21 protein-coding genes and 5 tRNA genes are annotated in these 20,896 nt (G+C 36.8%); 19 read left to right on the top strand and 7 right to left on the bottom strand.

What is annotated here, in order from left to right; all coding sequences use genetic code 11:
• Positions 1-13: 13 nt before the first annotated feature.
• From DV942_RS06495 to DV942_RS06480, 4 genes are all read left to right on the top strand, one after another.
• Positions 14-529: an Mpo1 family 2-hydroxy fatty acid dioxygenase gene (locus DV942_RS06495; RefSeq protein ID WP_145856202.1), complete on the top strand. Its 516-nt coding sequence runs from the start codon at positions 14-16 to the stop codon at positions 527-529.
• Between the two features lie 112 nt (positions 530-641).
• Positions 642-3,458, top strand: a complete 2,817-nt coding sequence (locus DV942_RS06490; RefSeq protein ID WP_186462437.1) for a TonB-dependent receptor — start codon at positions 642-644, stop codon at positions 3,456-3,458.
• Positions 3,459-3,569: 111 nt separating this feature from the next.
• Positions 3,570-4,775 (top strand): hypothetical protein, encoded by a 1,206-nt coding sequence (locus tag DV942_RS06485; RefSeq protein ID WP_134203966.1) that lies wholly within the window; start codon positions 3,570-3,572, stop codon positions 4,773-4,775.
• Between the two features lie 304 nt (positions 4,776-5,079).
• Positions 5,080-6,258: a M57 family metalloprotease gene (locus DV942_RS06480; protein WP_145856198.1), complete on the top strand. Its 1,179-nt coding sequence runs from the start codon at positions 5,080-5,082 to the stop codon at positions 6,256-6,258.
• A gap of 46 nt (positions 6,259-6,304) precedes the next feature.
• Here the strand turns inward: DV942_RS06480 and DV942_RS06475 are convergent, their stop codons facing one another.
• Positions 6,305-6,631 carry a hypothetical protein gene (locus DV942_RS06475; protein WP_145856196.1) on the bottom strand — a complete coding sequence of 109 codons (327 nt, stop codon included), beginning with the start codon at positions 6,629-6,631 and terminating at the stop codon, positions 6,305-6,307.
• Between the two features lie 145 nt (positions 6,632-6,776).
• Between DV942_RS06475 and DV942_RS23430 the strand changes: the two genes are divergently transcribed.
• Positions 6,777-6,929, top strand: a complete 153-nt coding sequence (locus DV942_RS23430) for a hypothetical protein (RefSeq protein WP_167543440.1) — start codon at positions 6,777-6,779, stop codon at positions 6,927-6,929.
• Here DV942_RS23430 and DV942_RS06470 read toward each other — a convergent pair.
• The 4 genes from DV942_RS06470 to DV942_RS06455 form a co-directional block, all read right to left on the bottom strand.
• Positions 6,926-7,201: a hypothetical protein gene (locus tag DV942_RS06470; RefSeq protein ID WP_090982758.1), complete on the bottom strand. Its 276-nt coding sequence runs from the start codon at positions 7,199-7,201 to the stop codon at positions 6,926-6,928. The genes DV942_RS23430 and DV942_RS06470 overlap by 4 nt on opposite strands.
• A 116-nt stretch (positions 7,202-7,317) precedes the next feature.
• On the bottom strand, positions 7,318-8,526 hold the full coding sequence (locus tag DV942_RS06465) for a hypothetical protein (RefSeq protein ID WP_342354906.1): 1,209 nt from the start codon (positions 8,524-8,526) through the stop codon (positions 7,318-7,320).
• Between the two features lie 491 nt (positions 8,527-9,017).
• The gene (locus tag DV942_RS06460) at positions 9,018-9,476 is read right to left on the bottom strand and encodes a hypothetical protein (RefSeq protein ID WP_145856195.1); all 459 of its coding nucleotides are present in this window, start codon (positions 9,474-9,476) and stop codon (positions 9,018-9,020) included.
• 315 nt (positions 9,477-9,791) lie between these two features.
• The gene (locus tag DV942_RS06455) at positions 9,792-11,543 is read right to left on the bottom strand and encodes a lysophospholipid acyltransferase family protein (protein ID WP_090982762.1); all 1,752 of its coding nucleotides are present in this window, start codon (positions 11,541-11,543) and stop codon (positions 9,792-9,794) included.
• Positions 11,544-11,636: 93 nt separating this feature from the next.
• On the opposite strand from DV942_RS06455, the gene DV942_RS06450 reads away from it, so the two are divergent.
• Positions 11,637-12,533: a ComEA family DNA-binding protein gene (locus tag DV942_RS06450; protein ID WP_145856193.1), complete on the top strand. Its 897-nt coding sequence runs from the start codon at positions 11,637-11,639 to the stop codon at positions 12,531-12,533.
• Positions 12,534-12,680: 147 nt separating this feature from the next.
• On the opposite strand, the gene DV942_RS06445 is transcribed toward DV942_RS06450, so the two are convergent.
• Positions 12,681-12,995 (bottom strand): hypothetical protein, encoded by a 315-nt coding sequence (locus DV942_RS06445; RefSeq protein ID WP_145856191.1) that lies wholly within the window; start codon positions 12,993-12,995, stop codon positions 12,681-12,683.
• A gap of 361 nt (positions 12,996-13,356) precedes the next feature.
• On the opposite strand from DV942_RS06445, the gene DV942_RS06440 reads away from it, so the two are divergent.
• Both DV942_RS06440 and DV942_RS06435 read left to right on the top strand, forming a co-directional pair.
• Positions 13,357-14,508 (top strand): acyl-CoA dehydrogenase family protein, encoded by a 1,152-nt coding sequence (locus tag DV942_RS06440; RefSeq protein ID WP_145856189.1) that lies wholly within the window; start codon positions 13,357-13,359, stop codon positions 14,506-14,508.
• 211 nt (positions 14,509-14,719) lie between these two features.
• The gene (locus DV942_RS06435; protein ID WP_145856187.1) at positions 14,720-14,920 is read left to right on the top strand and encodes a DUF6496 domain-containing protein; all 201 of its coding nucleotides are present in this window, start codon (positions 14,720-14,722) and stop codon (positions 14,918-14,920) included.
• Positions 14,921-15,013: 93 nt separating this feature from the next.
• Here DV942_RS06435 and DV942_RS06430 read toward each other — a convergent pair whose 3' ends face one another.
• Positions 15,014-15,400: a hypothetical protein gene (locus tag DV942_RS06430; protein ID WP_145856185.1), complete on the bottom strand. Its 387-nt coding sequence runs from the start codon at positions 15,398-15,400 to the stop codon at positions 15,014-15,016.
• A 168-nt stretch (positions 15,401-15,568) separates the two neighbouring features.
• Between DV942_RS06430 and rpsU the strand changes: the two genes are divergently transcribed.
• The 11 genes from rpsU (at position 15,569) to nusG (ending at position 20,772) form a co-directional block, all read left to right on the top strand.
• Complete coding sequence (rpsU, locus tag DV942_RS06425) at positions 15,569-15,763, top strand: 30S ribosomal protein S21 (protein ID WP_086549247.1); 195 nt, start codon at positions 15,569-15,571, stop codon at positions 15,761-15,763.
• Between the two features lie 158 nt (positions 15,764-15,921).
• Positions 15,922-16,803 carry a tyrosine-type recombinase/integrase gene (locus DV942_RS06420; protein ID WP_145856183.1) on the top strand — a complete coding sequence of 294 codons (882 nt, stop codon included), beginning with the start codon at positions 15,922-15,924 and terminating at the stop codon, positions 16,801-16,803.
• Positions 16,804-16,817: 14 nt separating this feature from the next.
• Entirely contained in the window at positions 16,818-17,165 is a 348-nt protein-coding gene (hpf, locus tag DV942_RS06415) for a ribosome hibernation-promoting factor, HPF/YfiA family (RefSeq protein ID WP_090982779.1), read from the top strand.
• Between the two features lie 814 nt (positions 17,166-17,979).
• A tRNA-Thr gene (locus DV942_RS06410) sits at positions 17,980-18,052 on the top strand.
• A gap of 39 nt (positions 18,053-18,091) precedes the next feature.
• A tRNA-Tyr gene (locus tag DV942_RS06405) sits at positions 18,092-18,174 on the top strand.
• Positions 18,175-18,254: 80 nt separating this feature from the next.
• A tRNA-Gly gene (locus DV942_RS06400) sits at positions 18,255-18,327 on the top strand.
• A 79-nt stretch (positions 18,328-18,406) separates the two neighbouring features.
• Positions 18,407-18,478, top strand: a tRNA-Thr gene (locus tag DV942_RS06395).
• Between the two features lie 126 nt (positions 18,479-18,604).
• A complete protein-coding gene (tuf, locus tag DV942_RS06390) occupies positions 18,605-19,792 on the top strand; it encodes an elongation factor Tu (protein ID WP_010601091.1) in 1,188 nt (395 codons plus the stop codon).
• Between the two features lie 57 nt (positions 19,793-19,849).
• Positions 19,850-19,920 (top strand) — tRNA-Trp (locus tag DV942_RS06385).
• Between the two features lie 105 nt (positions 19,921-20,025).
• Positions 20,026-20,223, top strand: a complete 198-nt coding sequence (gene secE, locus DV942_RS06380) for a preprotein translocase subunit SecE (RefSeq protein WP_029279332.1) — start codon at positions 20,026-20,028, stop codon at positions 20,221-20,223.
• Between the two features lie 9 nt (positions 20,224-20,232).
• Positions 20,233-20,772, top strand: coding sequence for a transcription termination/antitermination protein NusG (nusG, locus tag DV942_RS06375; RefSeq protein WP_025143263.1), 540 nt, complete (start codon positions 20,233-20,235; stop codon positions 20,770-20,772).
• Positions 20,773-20,896 lie beyond the last annotated feature (124 nt).

Here is a 20,896-nt window from a genome sequence, read left to right as displayed (position 1 = left end):
TTATTTTTACATAATGAGCAAGCAAACCATTAAAATTGAACCTAAGAGACCTGTTGATGTACTTTTTGACAAGTACGCCGAAAGTCATCAAAATCCGACTAACAAACTGGTACACTGGATCTGTGTTCCATTAATTGTATTTAGCTTATTGGGTTTGGTATGGCAGATTCCTTTTCCGCATTTGGGATTTCTGGGCAGCTATAATGGCTTCTTTAACTGGGCTTCCTTTCTACTGGCCTTTAGCCTGTATTATTATTTTACATTGTCTCCGGTACTGTTTTTCATGATGATCTGGGTGGTGGGAATAATGAGTTACGTTATCGTCAAAATTGAACAGGCTGTAGGTTTAGGGACCGGAACCGCTTATGTCATTTATGCTGCAATATTTGTAGTGGCCTGGGTTGGTCAGTTTATCGGGCATAAAATAGAGGGAAAAAAACCATCATTCTTAGATGATGTTAAATTCTTACTAATTGGTCCGATTTGGTTACTGCACTTTATTTGCAAAAAAACAGGCATCCGTTACTGATCAAAAATACTTGTTAATATTTAATTAACTTTAAAGTAAAACAATCTTAATTAACATCTAACTTACAGTTAACACTGTGGTAATAATTTTGCCCTTATCAAATAAAGGCAAATTGGACTTACTAAACTCTTTTAAAAGGGCGGCACTTACTGTGTTCGCGCTAACGATCAGCATACTTTCGTATGCACAGACCGGAAAAATTTCTGGAACAGTTACCGATAAAAAAACAGGCGAAACCCTAATTGGTGTAACCGTTAAAATTAAAGGTACAACTAAGGGTACTTCAACAGGTGCTGATGGTAAATATATTATTCCTGCACTACAAGATGGTAAATTTGTAATAGAAGCTTCTTATGTAGGATATGCTACGAAAGAAGTACCAGCAGTAGAGGTAACCGGAGGTATAACTACTACTTTGAACCTGGCACTTGAAGAATCAAATTCCCAGAAATTGGCTGATGTGCAGGTTAAAGGTCAGGCGAGCAGAGAATCTGAAACCGCATTGCTTTCGCTTCAAAAAAATGCTGTCGAAATTAAACAGGGTATTGGTATTCAGGAGTTATCAAGAAAAGGTGTTAGTGATGTGGAGGAGGGCCTGACCAAAATTACAGGTATTACCAAGGTTGACGGACGTGGTTTATTCGTGCGCGGTTTGGAAGATCGCTACAATAATTTACTAATTAATGGTTTGGCAGTTCCATCGAATAACCCTTTTAAAAAAATTATTCCACTAGATCTTTTCCCAACGGATATTGTAAGTGTTTTGGAAACTTACAAAACCTTTAACGCAGGTTTGTATGGCGATTTCGCTGGTGGAACATTCAATATTGTAACGGCTAAAGGTGAAAAAGCCGTAACTAAAATAAATATTGGTACGAGTTTTCTCTCTAACAGCAGCTTTAAAAAATTTTTAAGGCCAGAAGGAGAGACTTCAATTGGAGATTACTTCGGTTTTACAGGTAGCGGTCGCGATTTGCCAAAAGTTTTTGGTAAAAGACCTTCCTCTTACACCATGACAGCTGATGAGGCTAATTCGAAATTTGGTTCAGGCTTTAATGTAGAAGAAGGAAAGGCACCTTTGAATACCAATATTGGGATATTGCACACGCAGAAATTTCGGTTCGAGAACAATCGTTATTTACAGTATCTGGTGTCTGTTAATACTGATAATAATTTTCAAATCAGAGAAGGTGTAGATCGTTTCTTCAATACTGTACAGGGTATTTACGATAATAACTTGTATACTACTAAATATAGGTTTTCTACCAACTCATCTTTGTTAGGGGCGGTTAACTATGTTACAAATAGGTTAAACCTGAATTTAAATGCCTTTTATTTAAAAGGAACAGAAACTATGATCCAAGATCAGTTGGGTTATACCAATAGTCAGGCTACTGCCAATAACTCATTTATCCGCTTAAATCAATTGCAAAAAACCGATTTCTTTACTGGACAATTATTTGCCAACTACAAAATAACCGAAGATGATAAGCATAGTGTAAGGGCAGGAGCATCTTATTCAAAAACAGGTTATGAGCTTCCAGACAGAAAATCGTTTAAAGGTGCAATGCTTGATAAAAACACCACATCAATCAGTTATACTGGTAACAGTATTACCAGGCAGTATATGGATTTCGATGGCGATTTCTTTGGATCTGGTTTATTGGAATACAACTGGAAGTTTGGAAATAGCGATATCGCAAAAGCCCATAAACTTACAGTAGGTTATAATGGCTCTTTCAATAAAATCGAATCTAATTTCAGGTTTTTGGTATCACAGAACTTAGCTTCAAACAACGCTACTTTCAATACCAACAAACCCGATCCTACGTTGGCAGAACAGATTGCTAATGGTGGTTTTACTTATTATGAAGGTACAGGTGCAACCTATATTGCCCGCATGCAAGAGAGCGTTAACGCTGGTTATGCAGATTTATCACTGGTGTTGAGCGATAAAATCAATATTAATGGTGGGCTAAGGGTAGAGCAATCGGAAAGGGTTACAAGATTTAGAAACCAAGGTACTTTTGATGATCCTTTTTTAAAGGTAACTAAAAACAGAACTGACATTTTACCAGCTTTAAACTTTAAATATTCAGTTACGGAAAAAACCAACTTAAGGTTATCACTTTCTAAAACCTTAACCAAGCCAGTTATCATGGAAGCTTTCCCTTTGGAGTTTGTGAATCCCGATGGAACTATTGAAAATGGTAACCCTAACGTAGTAAATAGCGAAAACTATAATTTAGATGTGAAATATGAGTTTTTTCCATCAAATACTGAAATGTTTGCTATTACTGGATTTGCTAAGTATTTGAAAAATCCTATTGAACGCTTATTTATACAATCAGCAGGAAGTGGCGGTTTGGCTATTACCTATGATAACTCTAAGAAAGCTATTTTATATGGTGCTGAATTGGAGTTCTTACTACAGCTTTCGAGATTCAGCGAATCACTCTCTAACTTTTCATTGGGTTTCAATACCTCATTAATGTATACGAAAACAACTATTGATAAGGTAAGAAATAGCGCAGAAACTGCGGCAATCGGTAACGACAATACCCGCAAGCTTCAAGGAGCATCTCCATGGTTGATCAATGCCGATATCAAACACGAAAGTAATTTCAGTAAAAACTGGAAAAGTACGTTCACTTTAGCGTACAATATTTATGGCGAACGTATTTATGCAGTAGGTACCAATGGTTTAGATAACTATTACGAAAAGCCTTTTGGAAAGCTGGATTTGATCTGGAGCAACAAAATCGCTGGTAAATGGGACTTGAAATTTGGCGTAGAAAATATCTTAAATCCTACATACAGAATCAATTTAGGCGAAAAAAGTGTAGTTAAAATATACGAGAACGACTTAACCGTTAAAGATTATAAAAGAGGGATTGGAGTGTCATTAGGTCTTGGCTATACATTCTAATCAATACCCAAGTTTAATCCCCGGTTAATGCAATGTTAAACCTGGGTTAATATATTCAAAACATAGGAAAACTAAATTTACAATTCAAAGGAAAATTAAAAAAGAGTTCAAATGAAAAAATTACTTTATGCAATTGCGGTATCAGCTACCATTTTTACAGGCTGTTCAAAAGATGAGGATGAGGAAACTCCTACAAAAGTTCCGGTAGTAGGTGAGATTTCAGGTGATATTACGGCTAATAGAACATTGGCTTTTGGTAATTACACATTAAAAGGCATTGTTAAAATCCAGTCGGGTGTTACCCTAACTATCGAAGCTGGTTCTACTTTTACTGCTGATAAATCTGATGGTGATGATGGTTTAGTAGTTTTAAACGGTGGTAAGTTAATTGCTAATGGTACTGCCGATAACCCGATTGTTTTAACAGAAAAATCAAAAGTGGGTGGTTCTTGGAATGGCATTATCATGTATGGTGATGCTCCGATTGTAAACTCATCTACTGCTCCTGCTCCACAAACTTCAACATCTGAAGATGGTTTATCATTAACATACGGTGGCTCTAATCCCACCCATAACGGTGGTTCATTAAAATATGTAAGGGTAGAATATGCAGGCCGTGTAATTACCACCAACTCTAAAGAACAAAACGGTTTCTCTTTCTATTCAGTAGGTAGCGGAACAGTTTTGGAAAACCTGGTTTCTTATAAAGGAAATGATGATGGTTTTGAATTCTATGGCGGTACTGTAAGTGCTAAAAACTTAATTTCATATGGTAATGCTGATGATTCTTTCGATTGGCAAGATGGCTGGAGAGGTCAAGATAACACAAACTGGTTTGCTTATCAAACAGGCGTGGGTAACTATGGTATGGAAATAGAAGCTAAAGGTGTAAATAATTCTTTTTGGCCAGTAGTAAAAAATATCACCTTAAAAAGAGCGGCTGGTACGACTACCGAAGCACAAAGTGAAATCCAGTTAGATGCTTTCCAATTTAAAGCACAAGGAAACGGTGATTATAGCAACATTGTAATTGATGGATATGGCAGCCAAACTACACCAACCGCTTTTAATGGTGGTGCCGTTCAAATCCGTGATTTGGTAACTTATAACGATCAGGTATTAACTGGTAAAATTAAATTAACAAATGTTAAGGTTACCAACACTCCTATTTTATTTATCAATGGTGTATCTACTGTTAATGTAACTGCAGCTAGTTTTGGTACCAATTGGACAACTTCAACCACAGCAACCGGTGCTTCTTTAACCAAAGGAAAATGGGCTACTGTAGATGGTGTAGATTTGTTAGCAAATTTATAGTATTATTTTTTCTGAAACAGCAGAAAAAAAGGGTACCCATCATAAATGGGTGCCCTTTTTTCGTTCATACAAAGCCTATATTAAATAATGATCCATTGTGTCGAGCCCGTGTATTTAATTGAATTTCAATCTTGAGATTTTTCTAATGGGCTAATAAGCTTTAATTTATAGCCTTTCTTTAGCTTTTTCGAAGTAGATAATGACATGTTACTACTTATTTATATGACTCTTCTGTACTATAATATTAATGATTTGATGATGATAGCTTAATAGTCAATGTATTATATTGGATTATAAAAAAGCTATGAAAAAAACATCTATTTTTAGCGCATTCTCAAGGACAATGTGCTTAGCATTTTTACTGCTAACATTAAGCATCTATTCATGTAAAAAATCTGAATCCCCTGTTATCACTACTGATAGCAAAGCTGAAGTTGCATCGGCTACAATTGCAAAAATCAAAGAAATGGGTTTGAGCACCGATGGTATTAAAGAATCTGGCGATTATTATATCGTGGAGGGCGACATCCTGATTTCTAAAGTATCTCTATCTTCTTCCAAAACTACTGTAAGGCCGCAGAACACCGGAGGGAAGATATCGCAGGCTAACACCAATAATTTGATTCAAGGAAATTTAACGAATGTAATTATTACTACCGAAGATTACGATACCCGGTGGTTTTATGCCATAAGGGATGCTGTAACAGCCTGGAATTCTATTGGCAATTGCCGCATCAATCTGATTCATTCGTATAGCCAGTTTTATCCACCTTACGCGAGCTCAGTTACGCCGAACATCACGGTTAAAAAACAAAATTTAGGTACAGGTGCATTCGGGCAAGGTCAATTTCCAACCAGTTCAGGTACACCTGGGGCAACGCTTCTGGTAAACCCTTATACCAATAATGTGAACAGTAATGGGCAAGATAATGGTATTCCGAGGAGCCATGCTCAAGATGTGTATATGTTAGTACATGAAATTGGCCACTGCCTTGGTTTAAGGCATACCGACTGGGCAGCTGAAGGTACGGGTGGAAGTGCAGTTGGTGCAAACCCAATACCCGGCACACCCAATAACGGAGCACCTTCTAACGATCCTAATTCGGTAATGAATTCAGGCCGTTTAGGAACTTCAAATAACTGGTCAGCATTTTCTTCTTATGATGTAATCGCTGCACAGTATTTATATCCACCGGTAACTACACCTTTTGTGAGTACTTTTAAAAATTTAATCAATGGCTTGTCTTCAGTAAGTACCGGCAGTACGGTGATCAGTACCGCTGGGGCTATGTATGATGGCGGCTATTACGAATGGAGAATGCTTAACCAAAGTTTAGCTGTTGTACTGCCTACAAGTAGCTTCTCCAATGCTGCGCAGCAAGAATGGAGTTATAGCACACCCGGAACCTATTACTTAGAATGCCGCTTGGTTGGACTAGAATGTGCGGGAGAATGGGCCAGACAAACCATCACCTTCAATTAAAAGCAAAAAAGAGTCCTGCTAATAACTAACAGGACTCTTTTGTAATCTATTTTAATTCCGCCTCTTCTTTTTCGGTCACTTTTGCTTTTTTGGTAACGGTTTTTACTACTGATGATTTTGTTGGCTTTTCTTTAACGGCTGGTGCAGCTTGTTCTTCTTCCTTGATAAACGGCACAATAGAATCATCTACAGCAGGAATAGTTACCTTTTTAGCAAGTTGTTTGGCAAACTTCTCAATTACTTTGTCGATTTTTTTTGCTTTGCCATATTGATTAACTAATTCATTAAATGCAAAGGTTAATTTCGATTCTAATTCTTTACGTAGCTTTTTATTGGTCGAATGATTTTTCGACTTGGATTTATTCTTTTTCATCTACTTATGGGTTTTTACAAAAGTAGAAAAACAGAAAGTTAAGTTAATATTATGATTATGTTAACACTCAGATAGCTGCTTAACATACAAAATATTTGTCATAACTTAGGTTAAATTGCATAGACTGGTATTTAATCGAACAAATATGAATTATCCAATAGTAATAGGCGTTGCAGTTCTGGTCATTATTTTAATTATTTATCTGGTCGTCAGAAACCAAAAAGACAAAAAGGAGTTTGAGGAGGAGGTAATCCAATCAGAACTTCCCGCGGAGAAAGACGATAAAGAAAATAATTAAAAAGCATTTCCTGGTGCTACTTCACCACCTAAATCCAATGTATTTTGAAAGGCCTCCAGGTAGCCCAACAAATGGCGTTCTGCATTGGCATAAGAGGTAAATGTGGAAGCCGGTACATTGGCTTCCTGTCCGCTGGTATTTTTAAAGTGCGAACTGACCTGAAATGTAAAGGTTTTGTCGTCATTAATTGGAGATAGAATCCTGGCCTTTACCGGATAGCCGTGAATTTCGACAAAGAATTCCTTAATAACAGTATAGATGATGGCGGCCATGTGTTTTTTCAGATTAACCCTTAAAAATACGGTAAATAAAGTGTTAATATACTTCTTATCGATAAGATAACATCATCTTAACTTATGGTTAACCTTAGCTTAACCTGTCCGGTCTTTCATTTGTTGCCAGGCTCATAAGCATATACCACCTCATACTTCAGGTTTTTCAGGTTGGTGGCAATTTGCCCTATTTTTAAGTTTTGTGCCTGAGGGGTAGGTTCACAATAAGAATATTTTTTGCCCTTATAAGTAACTGCTTCACCCACTGGTTTGTCAAACTGTACCGCAATGGTTAAATGTTTGGGGTATAGTAATGCAATCATTGGCAGGTTATATATTTCCTTTACCAGGTAAAAGAATAATGCGGCCCGGTCGTCGCAGTCGCTATATGTACTCAATAAGGTTTGTTCCGGAGAAAAGCGTTTTTCCTTACCATAGTTTTCATTGTCATCTTCATATAGAAAGCCATAACGTGTAAATCTCATCAGGTAATCCACACCTTTTTTCTGATCCATGTTTTTCAGATTTTCTTTCAGTGTAGGAATAAGAGAACTGTACGTTTCTCTGCTCAGCGGGATATTGAAATAACTCTCAAAATCAACTACCGGATAATTTTTAAAAATGGTCTGTACATCCTGATTAACTTTAAGTTTAAAATGATGTATTTTCTGTCGGTAGCTAAATTCAATGTCTTTTTCCTCGTAACTTTCAGGCTTAAAATCGGGCATTCTGGTTACCTTATAGGAAAATGGATTCTTGGCTTCTGGTATTGATATCTTTATCGGTTTGTAAGCATCGGCCTGTTTAAATAGTTTGCCGTAATCATGGTAGTTCAGGCATGTAAACTTTTGCCCGTCAATCATAAAAAACGGAATATCGCTGATGTCTTCTTCGTTTCTTACATAGAAAATGACCTGCTCGTTGCCTACCGCCAACCTTGCATCGTAGCCGCATTTACTTAGTAAAAACCATTTATATAATGTATATCCAAAATAGTTGTTGGCTTTGGGACTAATCTGTTCTGCTGTTTTGCGGATCAGTTGATAATAGATCCAGTCGTTTAAATTAAATTTTTTCTGGTAGGTTTCTAAAGATGAGATAAGGGAAGCGTATCGTCCGGAAGAGATCTGATGATAAAAGTTCGAAACTGCTGAAGTTGTTGCCGTTTGAGGTATGGGAAAAACTATTGTGGAATCGACATTGAAATTAAAAGTCTCTTCATAAAAATCGAAAGCGTAATGTTGTCCCTTTGAGCTGATGGCATTTGTCATCAGGCCAGCGAACAAAATAGTCCTCAAAATGTAGATGTAAATTCCTCTTTTCAAACCGCGCCATATTTGGTTACATTAAATTTACTTATTATTAATATAAAATCAACAATTTCTTTATGTGAACAATTGCGGCATTGCTTAATATAGTGTTAATATTAAGATTTAAATTAAGAAACTTGAAATCGCTGCTTTGTAGAGTATTATAGCGTTATAATTTTAGTCTGTATGGCATTAATAAATTATTACAAACTTGATGATAGTAAAAATTCATGATTTGATATTCGCTAAAATACACCAGTACGTGGAACTGATTTATTTACTTATCGCAATTAAATTTATAAGTGCATTTCCAGATTGGGATAAAGAGGTTGAAATCTCTATGACTAATGGTAGCTGAGGTTGTGGCTATCTGATTATATTTAATACATTTCGTTGGATATAATAATTCAACTCTATGGCTGTCGTGTTGCTTTTCAAGCACCTAATGACGAGTACAATGCTGGTGATCTTCGACTACTTTTAAATATTATCATTGCTGAATAAAATTAATAGCCCCGTTGCTTTTTATTGAGATCTGCGATGAATCTATTAGTGGCAACAAGGGCAATACTTAATGATGGCACAAGCACCTGAACCAATTGAATATCATACATATATAGTGCTTGACGAGTTACCAAAAAGTTTATCCCAATTGCTATAGAAATATATTGGATTGATACAAGTAAATAGATTAATAGATTTTTAACACTTGGGGCAAAACGCTCAAATAGGTTATCTGCTGATTCTGCTGGTGTCTTTGCTAAATGATAGTTGAAATATATTAAGCCAAAATAAAGCATCCCTTGAATACTCAAGCCCAATCGTTCTATGTTAAAGGTTTTATCAACAAGAAGCTGTATTATACTAAAGAGTGGAATAAATATCATGTTGAATGTGATATTCATTATTGGAAACAGTAAAGTAAAAAAGATTAATGATGATGTACTTTTTTTTTCTTGATACATTTTAGAGAGTTAATAAGAAATTCCAATCTACAAAAAAGTTGTATTCAAATGTAAACAGCTCATGTTTCGTAATAAATAGTGACAAAATCGTTAAATTTTAAATAACATTCAAAATTTTATCAGCAATAAACTTTAATTGATCCTGAAAGGCTGTTTTTTGATATTAAGAACGCAGATTTAATAATGTTTACTTGATGTTGTCTTAATATAGAAGGTTCATCTTTGTGGCATAAATATTTGGTTAGTATTTATAAAGTTTAGGTTAGTTGATAATAAAAAACCCAGATGGATGTCTGGGTTTTTTATTGCCTTAAATTATAGGTTTTTGCCGAGTTTTTCCAAAATTTCTGCTGGAATACTGTGGGTATCAACCACTAAGAAACCATCTAAACAATCAGAAAACTTAGGGTCGATATTGAATGAGATAATCTTTGCATTCAGGTTCATGTACTGCCTCAACAATACCGGGATTTTAATGTGCGTGTTTTCGATGTCTCCGATGATGCTGTCCAGATCTTTAAAAGATTCGCTGCTGTCAACCAGGGTATCGGTAGAAATAGGCAATAAATCGGCTTTAAATTTGTTTCGCGGTTTAACGTATTTGGCCATTTCGTAATCGAAATGGTTCTTAGTGATGTAATCTACAATTAAAGCCTTGCTGAATTTCGAGAAATTATTACTGATACTTACAGGACCGAACATATAGCGGTACTGTGGATTATCGATCAGGTATTTTAAAATCCCTTTCCATAACAGGAATAGCGGAAGTGGTTTACCCTGGTATTCTTTCCTGATCCATGATCTGCCCAATTCAATACCCTGTCTCAACATCGGGTAGAACTGATCTTTCATTTTAAAGAGTTCAGAAAGGTAAAAACCACGGCGTCCCATGCTTTCTAAAATCTCATCACCTTTTCCAATCCGGTAAGCACCTACAATATTTTCTAAATCTTTATCCCATATAAATAAATGGTTATAGTAGATATCGTAATTATCCAGATCGATTTTTTTATTGGTACCCTCGCCAACCTCACGGAAAGTGATTTCGCGTAAGCGGCCGATTTCCCTTAAAATATTCGGTATTTTTAGAGTTGGGACAATGTATACCTCATAATTTTTCTCCGTCCAAACCCTGAAATCTTCCAGAGCTGCCACCTCATTTTTAATCAGGAGCCTCGAGGTTTCTTCAATTACCTCCGCAGGTTTCTTTTTAATTTTAAACAGGTTTAACGGGTTAAAGAGTTTTTTCTCTGTATCTAAACCAATACCAAGCGCATAGGTACGGGCCCTTAAAAAGTCCATCAGCTTATTGCTGCTGTTCATGTGCGAAATTTCAGAAACGGCTATTGGCTTACCAATCCGGACCTTGATGGTTCGTCCATGTTTGTTTAAAAATTCTGAAGGTAGTTTTGCCGTGCGCAGGGTAGGGTGTATAAAGCTCAAAATATTAAAGAAAACGCCATTATTACCATGGAAATAAATCGGTACAACGGGTACTTTAGCTTTAGCAATCAGTTTTCCAACAACAGGGTGCCACATCCTGTCGGTTACCTGCTGCGCATCTAATTTAAAAGTAGATACTTCTCCGGCAGGGAAAATTCCAATCGGTGTTCCATTTCTGAGCAAGTCAAAAGTAGTTTTTAATCCGCTGATGCTGGAAGAATGCTGCACATTTTCGAAAGGATTAACCGCCACAAAAAATTCATCCAGGTTTGGTATTTTTTTCAGAATAAAATTGACCATTACCTTGGCATCTGGCCTAACCGTACACAATAGTTTAACCAGGGCCAAACCTTCTACACCGCCATAAGGGTGATTTGCAATAGCTATAAAAGGTCCTGTTTTCGGGATACTATTTAAGTCATCATCGTCGAATTCTATAGAAACACCAATGGTTTCCAATATCTTGTCTACAAATTCTAAGCCTTTAAAGTGTTGATTTTGAGCAAATACATCATTAATGTCGTTCAGTTTCATGATCTCCATCATCAAACCTGCTAAACCTGGCACACCTAGCTTATCTATCTTTGTTGCTTTCGCAAACTCAGATGTAGTTATGATTTTCATATAATTCTTAGATTGTTGATAGGCAAAACCTATGCAGTTTTGCAATTCCAAAAATAAGATTTATATTTATAATCCACATGTCATATCGCATCAATGAGAATTTGGTTTAACAAAAATTTTGGTGTTAGCAAAAGTGAATTCAACGGGCTGTTGTTTCTGGTCTTTATTATTATTGTGATTAAGGCTATCCCGATTTTGTATACCCGTTTCCAGCCGGTTTCGAAGGATGATCCTGATCTTTTGGCGCAGATTCAACAGATTAGTATAACAGACAAGGCGTATGATCATGTTGTTCGCGATAGGATTGAAGCTTCCAGCTATAAGAAAACAGGCAGACTTTTTAAATTTAACCCCAACACTTTAAATAAGGAAGGTTGGGAAACTTTAGGCTTATCGGCAAAACAGGCCCAATCGGTTGTAAACTATACGGCTAAGGGTGGCAGATTTTACAAACCCGAAGATCTTCAGAAAATGTATACCATTTCGCCGGAAATGTATAAAAAGATATTGCCTTATGCTCATATACCCGAGTCAACTAAGGTGTACAAAAATGATCAGCTTTCTGAAAGAAAAGAATATGTTAAAAAAGCTTTTGTAATTGTTGATATTAATACGGCAGATTCTACGCAATTGGATGAGATTAAAGGTATAGGCGAAACTTTTGCACGTAGAATTATTAAATATAGGGAGCGTTTGGGTGGTTTTTATAAGAAAGAGCAGCTTCTTGAAGTTTATGGCTTAGACTCCGTTAAGTATGCGGAGATTAAAGATCAGATTAAAATTGGCGACACACCGCTAAAAACAATCAATGTCAATACGGCAGGTTTTAATGATTTAAAGCGTAGTCCATATCTGAGTTTCAAGCAGATTAATGCCATTATTCAATATCGCAGGCAGCATGGCCATTATACAGGTGTAGCTGATTTAAAAAAGATCATTTTATTAAATCAGGAAGTGATCGATAAGATCACGCCTTATATTTCTTTCTAGAAAGAATATTAATTTTTGATTTTGGAAAGCAAAACCTGTATTCCATAGCCAAGGTTCTTCCTGCTCTTCGCTTTACTCCGTTGCACTCCGTGTTCGCTGCGATCAGGTTTAGATACGCAGGACAGTGCTGCAAGCCTTTGCACATAATTAAAGCAGCTTATTTCTGCACCCTGCAACCGCCAATCTGATTACTGGCTGTACTCTTAAATCCAATGGAAAGCGTGCACGCAGTAAAGCGGACAGTGGGACTGCGTGATCCTGAATGCTTCCAACTTGCTTTCCTAAAAAAAGCGTATTTAAGAGTTCTGTTGTTTTGGAAAGCAAAACCTGTATTCCATAGTCAGGTTTCTTCCTGCTCTTCGCTTTACTCCGTTGCACTTCGTGTTCGCTGCGATCAGGTTTAGTTACGCAGGACAGTGCTGCAAGCCTTTGCGCATAACTAAAGGCAGGTTGTTTCTGCACCCAAATCTGATTACTGGCCTTCCCACCTAAACCCAATGGAAGCGGGCACGCAGTAAAGCGGACAGTGGGACTGCGTGATCCTAATGCTTCTAAACCTGCTTTCCTAAAAAAATACGTTTAAGTATTTTAAGCTGTTAATCTTTTATCCGTATTCAAATGAAGCTATTTTCCAAAACATTCGGTTACCGTTTTAAAAAAAACATAAAAAACTTTCCTCCTTAATTTTCGATGTTTAAAATTAACCTGGAAACTTATTGAACCGAATACCATTTCATTCTGTAATGGCACAAATATTTAATGGTAACTAACTATCAAATAATTGTTTATAATTGCCTCAACTAACTATAAAAATATATATTTAATGAGCGTAAGCTTCGATTTTTCAGAAACAGAAACTCAGCAAAGTGTAAAGGCCATGGTCCGCGATTTTGCAGAGAAAAACATCCGTCCGCATATCATGGAATGGGATGAAGCACAGCATTTTCCTATAGATTTGTTTAAGCAGCTTGGAGCATTAGGGTTGATGGGTGTTTTGGTTCCCGAAGAATATGGCGGCTCAGGATTAGGCTATCAGGAATATGTTGACATCATTGTAGAAGTAGCCCGGGTTTGTGGTTCAATCGGTTTGTCGTTAGCAGCACATAACTCTTTATGTACGGGGCATATCCTCGCATTTGCCAGCGAAGAACAGAAACAGAAATGGCTTCCTAAACTGGCTACAGCTGAATGGATCGGTGCGTGGGGATTAACTGAGGCCAATACCGGTTCGGATGCTTTAAGAATGATGACTACTGCTGTTGAAGATGGCGATGATTACATCATAAACGGTGCAAAAAACTGGATTACCCATGGCAAAAGCGGCGATATTACAGTAGTGATGGTAAGAACTGGAGAACAGGGGAGCTCTAAAGGAATTTCGGCCATTGTGGTAGAACGTGGTACGCCGGGTTTTACCGCTGGAAAAAAGGAAAATAAACTGGGAATGCGGGCGTCAGAAACCACGGAGATGATTTTTGATAATTGCCGGGTACCAAAGGCCAATCTGTTGGGCAATGTTGGCGAAGGTTTTAAACAGGCCATGAAGGTTTTGGATGGCGGAAGGATTTCTATAGCTGCATTGGCTTTAGGAATTGCAAAGGGGGCTTTTGATGCTGCAGTGGCTTATTCAAAACAACGGCAGCAATTTGGCCAACCCATCTCCAGTTTCCAGGCCATTAGTTTCAAGCTTGCAGATATGGCAACAGAGATTGAAGCTGCGGAACTATTGATCCGCCAGGCCGCTGATTTAAAAAACAGGCATTTACCTATGACAAAAGAATCGGCTATGGCAAAATATTTTGCTTCAGAGGTTTCGGTAAAGGTAGCTACAGATGCCGTTCAGATATTTGGTGGCTATGGTTATACCAAAGATTTTCCGGTAGAGAAATTTTATCGTGATAGTAAATTATGTACAATAGGCGAGGGCACATCAGAAATACAAAAGATTGTAATTGCCCGCGAAATATTGACTTAAGATAAAAGCAGAAAGCTTAAAGACCAAAGCAAATTGATGCATTTGTAAGGAAACAACAAACCAAATATTTTATGAGTAATCCGGACGGTTTAACTACCTCCGGATTTTTTTTGCTGAAAATTTTAAAACCTCCCGTCCAGATGTAATGTTTAACTAAAGACTAAAGGAATTAATAATTTTCAGTTGGCAACTGGCAGTTACCAATGACCAAATGGCTACTGAACTAATGAACTATAAAATGGCAAAATATTCAGAAAAAGCTGGTGAGAAAGTAGAAAAAACCATGCACGAAATGAAAGAGGGTAAGCTTAAAAGCGGATCAGGTAAAAAAGTGACTTCCAAAAAGCAGGCAATTGCTATCGGATTATCGGAAGCCAGAAAAGCAGGAGCCAAGGTGCCTAAAAAAGGTTAGGAGGTGGAAGGTTTATGGTATAAGGTTAAAACTAAACGTCAAAATAATAATTTCCCCTAAACCCTAAACCCTAAACCCTAAACCCTAAACCGCTTATTGCGGTATATCCTTCGAAGTTAAAATGCTATCAACTACGTAAACACTAAATCCGCGCCATGGCAGGGAGTGTTTGTATTCTTTGTAGTGTAATTCGAAAAACCTGCCACTATTGGCCATCATTTTTTCAGCAATTTCCTTGTTGGCAATAGAAAATTCGAATTCGTTGTTCTGCAGTGTTCCTGTTTGTCGCGATTTTATGCCACTCTGGATTAATTTGCCTTCATAGGTTTTAAAAACGTAGCCTTTTTTCACCACATAGTTTAATTCGCCTGCTTTAACACCTTCACCAAAGACAAAGAAATACCTATAGTAACAAATTGCTATTAATATAATAACCACGATAACGGCGATAATCGAGCCTACTTTTTTACCTGTTGTCATAAAGTATAATGTATATATAAATGTAGGTAAACAATAGTTTAGTTTAATCAATGATTTAAATAATATTTCTTTTTATAAAATCTTTCTCATTTTCAATATTTTGCTTACATTTGCAGCCCCGATAATACGGGAAAATTTAAAAACCACGAGAGGAGGTATTTCAGCGTTATGATCATTATCAACATTAAAGACGGCGAATCATTAGATAAAGCCCTTAAACGTTTCAAGAAAAAGTTTGAAAAAACTGGTGTATTGAGAGAATTACGTAGCCGCCAGGCATACGAGAAAAAATCCGTTGCACGCCGTACTGAAATTAAACATGCTGTTTACATTCAGAATATGAATCAAGATACAACTGCATAGTTGTTTAAGATATAATATATTAGAGTCTCCCGATTTAACATCGGGAGACTTTTTTGTTTTTGGGGTCATTTAAAACTTTACAATAAACAATTAATTAATGATTTCTTTATATCAAAACAATTTGTAACTTCATATCAATGCCCCATAAAAGATATTGAATGTTGCTAAAAAGTTTTATTACCTATTTAACTCACGAGAAGCGCTATTCTCAGCACACTGTCACATCTTATCAAACCGATTTAGATCAGTTTGACGAATTTGTTAAAGCATTGGAACTTGATTTTTCTGAAGTAAAACATACTCACCTGCGCAGTTACCTGGTGGAGCTGATGGAAAAGGAAAATTCAGAAAATACCATCAACAGAAAAATTTCTGCTTTAAGAAGTTTTTACAAGTTTTTGCACCGCTCAGGAAAAATCGATCAAAATCCCAGCCTTTTAATTAAAGCACCTAAAATACCGAAAAGACTACCTGTGTTTGTAGACGCCCGGAAAATGGACCAACTGTTGGATTCTGAGCGTTATTTCGATGAAAGTTTCCCTTCTGTCCGCGATCATTTGGTTATCGAACTGCTTTTCGGAACGGGTATACGTTTAACCGAACTATTGCAGTTAAAAGATACTGATATTGATCTTTATTCAGGAACGATAAAGGTATTGGGCAAAAGGAACAAGGAAAGAATAGTGCCTATAAATAAACAGCTTATCAATCAGGTAAATACCTATATTGAATTAAAAAAGTTGCAAAACTTTAATAACAATTCACTAATATTAATCGTTACCAATGCAGGTGCAGCGGCATATCCGAAATTAATATACCGCATTGTTACCTCATACCTAAACCATGTATCAACCAATGAAAAGAAAAGCCCCCACGTGTTGCGGCACAGCTATGCAACCAGCCTGTTAAATGCAGGCGCAGATTTAAATGCTATTAAGGAACTCCTGGGCCATTCCAGTTTAGCGGCTACCCAGGTTTACACCCACAATTCGATCGAAAGATTAAAAACAATTTATAAACAAGCCCATCCAAAGGCATAAAAAAAGGAGGAAAAATGAAAATCGGAGTTCAATCAATCCACTTCAATGCAGATAGTAAGTTGTTAGATTTTATACAGAAAAAAGCAAATAAGCTTGATCAGTTTTTTGACCAGATCATTAGCGGAGAAGTGTATTTAAAGTTAGAGAACGTAGAGGACGAGGCGAATAAGATCAGTGAGATAAAACTCATTGTACCCGGAGGCACCCTCTTCGCGAAGGAACAATGTAAATCATTTGAAGAAGCCACCGATCTGGCCATCGAGTCGTTAAGAAAGCAGATTACTAAACATAAAGATAAAACGCGTGCAAAATTAAGTGAGCATAAGGCAATTTTAAGTGAGATTGAAGCTACTGATTATTAGTAAATCTCCTAAGTATGATTAACAGAGCGGCGCAGTTTAATGCGTCGCTTTTTTTGTTTAGTTTTTATAGTTTTCGTCATGCTGAACTTGTCTCACTATCTTTTCTGCCAGATAGACCCTGAAATAAATCAGATAACCTAAGTTCGTTTATCCGCTAAATATAAATGCTTATTTCTAAATGTTTGTATTAATGAGATCGTCATGCTGAATTTATTTCAGCATCTTTCTTGTTAAACCGTCTTACTATCAAGACCCTGAAACAAGTTCAGGGTGACGACCATCATGCAATGCGCCTAATAATCCAAATTAAAGCAATATTAATCGAATTGAGGTGGGTAGCTATCAGATTAGGGTGATGATAATTTAAGGAAACAGGAGGCTATTCATACAAGTTCTATGGATCTAATTTAATTTTCCAAGTTCCCTCGCCGTCGAAAAACAGTCTTCGACGCATAAATTTTAACCTTTATTTGGCTTAATTTTATTTTTTATTCACCGCTAATAATTGTGATTACAGTTTATAACCTTGTCAAGGTTGAAAATGGCCATAAAAAAAATGAAAAAAATATTCAATTTTAAGAGATTGATTATGAAGCTTCTTCAGGTAGATGACGGGCTTTGATCTGAATAACTTCATTATTTTTTTTCAAAATTATTTTGAAGTGAAATATAAGTGTGTATATTTGCATTCCCTTTCGGAAACGGTGTTAGGCCAGGAAGAAAAGGATAGTTCTGTGAAAAGATAAAAGTTTTAAAAAAACACGTTAATAGTATGAAAAATGAAGATTTTTCGTATCATTGCAGAAAATTTAAAGCCTCCTTAGCTCAGCTGGTAGAGCAACTGACTTGTAATCAGTAGGTCATTGGTTCGATTCCGATAGGAGGCTCTTTTTATGTTAAAGTGTTAGCATTTTAAAGTAAAAAACGGGGAGATACCAGAGCGGCCAAATGGGACAGACTGTAACTCTGTTGTCGTAAGACTTCGAAGGTTCGAATCCTTCTCTCCCCACACTTTAAATGAATGACCAAATGTTTTAATGGCAGAATAAATCTCTCATTCTTTCATTCAATCAATCACTAGTTTTAAAAGCGGAAGTAGCTCAGTTGGTAGAGCGATAGCCTTCCAAGCTATAGGTCGCGAGTTCGAACCTCGTCTTCCGCTCTAAAAATAAAGTGAGCAGTTAATGGTTGTCAGTTTGGTGGTTTTGCTAAAACTGAATGCTGAAACTAGAAACTAAAAAGCCGAAGTAGCTCAGCGGTAGAGCACTTCCTTGGTAAGGAAGAGGTCGTGGGTTCAAGTCCCATCTTTGGCTCAAGGATAATAAAGCTTTGTTAAATCTGTTTAATATGCAGGGTAGACAAGGTTTTTTGTGTTGCATTGCATCAAAACAATTAATAAAAATAATAAAAAGTTAACCTACTAATTAGTTATAAATAAAATGGCAAAAGAAAAATTTGACCGCAGTAAACCGCACTTAAACATCGGTACAATCGGTCACGTGGATCACGGTAAAACAACTTTAACAGCGGCTATTACAAAAGTTTTAGCTGATGCTGGTTTAACTGAGGCACGTTCATTCGATTCAATTGACTCTGCTCCAGAGGAAAAAGAAAGAGGTATTACAATCAATACAGCTCACGTTGAGTATTCAACAGCTAACCGTCACTATGCACACGTTGACTGTCCAGGTCACGCGGATTACGTGAAAAACATGGTTACTGGTGCTGCTCAGATGGACGGTGCAATTATCGTTGTTGCTGCTACTGATGGTCCAATGCCACAAACTCGTGAGCACATCCTATTAGCTCGTCAGGTTGGTGTTCCTTCATTGGTTGTATTCATGAATAAAGTGGATATGGTTGATGATCCTGAATTATTAGAATTAGTAGAAATGGAAGTTCGTGAATTATTATCATTCTACGAATTCCCAGGTGATGATATTCCTGTAATCCAAGGTTCTGCACTAGGTGGATTAAACGGAGATGCTAAATGGGTTGGAAAAATCATGGAATTAATGGATGCTGTAGATAGCTACATTCCAATTCCTCCACGTTTAACTGATCTTCCTTTCTTAATGCCTGTTGAAGACGTATTCTCAATCACTGGTCGTGGTACTGTTGCTACTGGTCGTATTGAGCGTGGTGTAATCAACTCTGGAGATCCGGTTGAGATCTTAGGTATGGGTGCTGAGAACTTAAAATCTACAGTAACTGGTGTCGAGATGTTCCGTAAAATCTTAGATTACGGTGAAGCTGGTGATAACGTAGGTTTATTGTTACGTGGTATTGAGAAAACTGATATCCGTCGTGGTATGGTAATCTGTAAACCAGGTTCAGTAACTCCTCACACTGATTTCAAAGCTGAGATCTATGTATTATCAAAAGCTGAAGGTGGTCGTCACACTCCATTCTTCAACAAATATCGTCCTCAATTCTATTTCCGTACTACAGACGTAACTGGTGAGATCTCACTAGCTGAAGGAACTGAAATGGTTATGCCAGGTGATAACGTTACAATCACTGTTAAATTAATTAACGCGATTGCAATGGAAAAAGGTCTACGTTTCGCTATCCGTGAAGGTGGTAGAACAGTAGGTGCTGGTCAGGTAACTGAAATCTTAGCTTAATTTTAAGCTACAACAATACAAAAGAGAGCTGGTTAAGGCTAGCTCTCTTTTAAATACACGGGAATAGTTCAACGGTAGAATAGAGGTCTCCAAAACCTTTGATCAGGGTTCGAATCCTTGTTCCCGTGCTTAATATTGATTGAGTACAAGAATGAGTGAATGATTGAATTTGAAGCTTCGTTTCAAGTAATATCATCCACTCATTTACTCATTCATTCATTCAATAATTTGATATGGCTAAAGTAGTTGAGTTTATAAAAGAATCGTACGATGAAATGACCCAAAAGGTTACCTGGCCTACCTGGGGCGAACTGCAAAGTTCTGCAATTCTCGTATTGGTGGCTTCTTTAATTATTGCATTGGTTATTTTTGCAATGGATAAAGGATCGACATTTGTGTTAGATACTTTTTATAAATCACTTTCTAATTAATATTTACTAATGAGCGATCTAAAGTGGTACGTTGTAAGGGCGGTTAGCGGTAAGGAAAAGAAAGTAAAACAGTACATTGATGCTGAGATCAGCCGTTTAGGTTTCTCTCATTTGGTTCCCCAGGTTTTAATACCGATGGAAAAATATTACCAGATGAAAGATGGTAAAAAAATTGCTAAAGAACGTAACTTTTATCCGGGTTATGTTTTAATCGAAGCGACATTGGATGGAGAATTAGAACATATCATTAAAGGGATAAACAGTGTAATTGGTTTCTTAGGCGATAAAGCCGGTAATCCAATCCCAATGCGCCAGGCAGAAGTTAACCGTATTTTAGGTGTGGTTGATGAGATGAGCGAGCAGGGCGAAACGATGAATGTTCCTTACTACGTTGGCGAAGGCATCAAAGTAATGGACGGACCTTTCAATGGTTTCTCCGGTATTATTGAAGAGGTAAACGAAGAGAAGAAAAAACTAAAAGTAATGGTTAAAATCTTCGGTCGTAAAACACCACTGGAACTTAACTACATGCAGGTAGAAAAAGAATAATAAAAATATTAAACATTAAAAGCTCCGGATTACCGGGGCTTTTTTTATGATCATGAATTTGCTGAGGTTATGTTGTAATAAGTAATAAATTTTAGTATTTGTTCGTTAAACATATAATAATCGA

The sequence above is a fragment of the Pedobacter suwonensis genome (assembly GCF_007833675.1).
GTDB lineage: Bacteria > Bacteroidota > Bacteroidia > Sphingobacteriales > Sphingobacteriaceae > Pedobacter > Pedobacter suwonensis.
The sequence above is the reverse complement of the archived record's forward strand: the minus strand, read 5'-3'. Positions and strand labels throughout refer to the sequence as shown.

Bases quoted from the DNA above. Each gene is read 5' to 3' on its own strand.
- DV942_RS06495 (WP_145856202.1), top strand. From the start codon at position 14: ATGAGCAAGCAAACCATTAAAATTGAACCTAAGAGACCTGTTGATGTA.
- DV942_RS06485 (WP_134203966.1), top strand. From the start codon at position 3,570: ATGAAAAAATTACTTTATGCAATTGCGGTATCAGCTACCATTTTTACA.
- DV942_RS06480 (WP_145856198.1), top strand. From the start codon at position 5,080: ATGAAAAAAACATCTATTTTTAGCGCATTCTCAAGGACAATGTGCTTA.
- DV942_RS06475 (WP_145856196.1), bottom strand. From the start codon at position 6,631: ATGAAAAAGAATAAATCCAAGTCGAAAAATCATTCGACCAATAAAAAG.
- DV942_RS23430 (WP_167543440.1), top strand. From the start codon at position 6,777: ATGAATTATCCAATAGTAATAGGCGTTGCAGTTCTGGTCATTATTTTA.
- DV942_RS06470 (WP_090982758.1), bottom strand. From the start codon at position 7,201: ATGGCCGCCATCATCTATACTGTTATTAAGGAATTCTTTGTCGAAATT.
- DV942_RS06460 (WP_145856195.1), bottom strand. From the start codon at position 9,476: ATGTATCAAGAAAAAAAAAGTACATCATCATTAATCTTTTTTACTTTA.
- DV942_RS06455 (WP_090982762.1), bottom strand. From the start codon at position 11,543: ATGAAAATCATAACTACATCTGAGTTTGCGAAAGCAACAAAGATAGAT.
- DV942_RS06450 (WP_145856193.1), top strand. From the start codon at position 11,637: ATGAGAATTTGGTTTAACAAAAATTTTGGTGTTAGCAAAAGTGAATTC.
- DV942_RS06440 (WP_145856189.1), top strand. From the start codon at position 13,357: ATGAGCGTAAGCTTCGATTTTTCAGAAACAGAAACTCAGCAAAGTGTA.
- DV942_RS06435 (WP_145856187.1), top strand. From the start codon at position 14,720: ATGGCTACTGAACTAATGAACTATAAAATGGCAAAATATTCAGAAAAA.
- DV942_RS06430 (WP_145856185.1), bottom strand. From the start codon at position 15,400: ATGACAACAGGTAAAAAAGTAGGCTCGATTATCGCCGTTATCGTGGTT.
- rpsU (WP_086549247.1), top strand. From the start codon at position 15,569: ATGATCATTATCAACATTAAAGACGGCGAATCATTAGATAAAGCCCTT.
- DV942_RS06420 (WP_145856183.1), top strand. From the start codon at position 15,922: ATGTTGCTAAAAAGTTTTATTACCTATTTAACTCACGAGAAGCGCTAT.
- hpf (WP_090982779.1), top strand. From the start codon at position 16,818: ATGAAAATCGGAGTTCAATCAATCCACTTCAATGCAGATAGTAAGTTG.
- tuf (WP_010601091.1), top strand. From the start codon at position 18,605: ATGGCAAAAGAAAAATTTGACCGCAGTAAACCGCACTTAAACATCGGT.
- secE (WP_029279332.1), top strand. From the start codon at position 20,026: ATGGCTAAAGTAGTTGAGTTTATAAAAGAATCGTACGATGAAATGACC.
- nusG (WP_025143263.1), top strand. From the start codon at position 20,233: ATGAGCGATCTAAAGTGGTACGTTGTAAGGGCGGTTAGCGGTAAGGAA.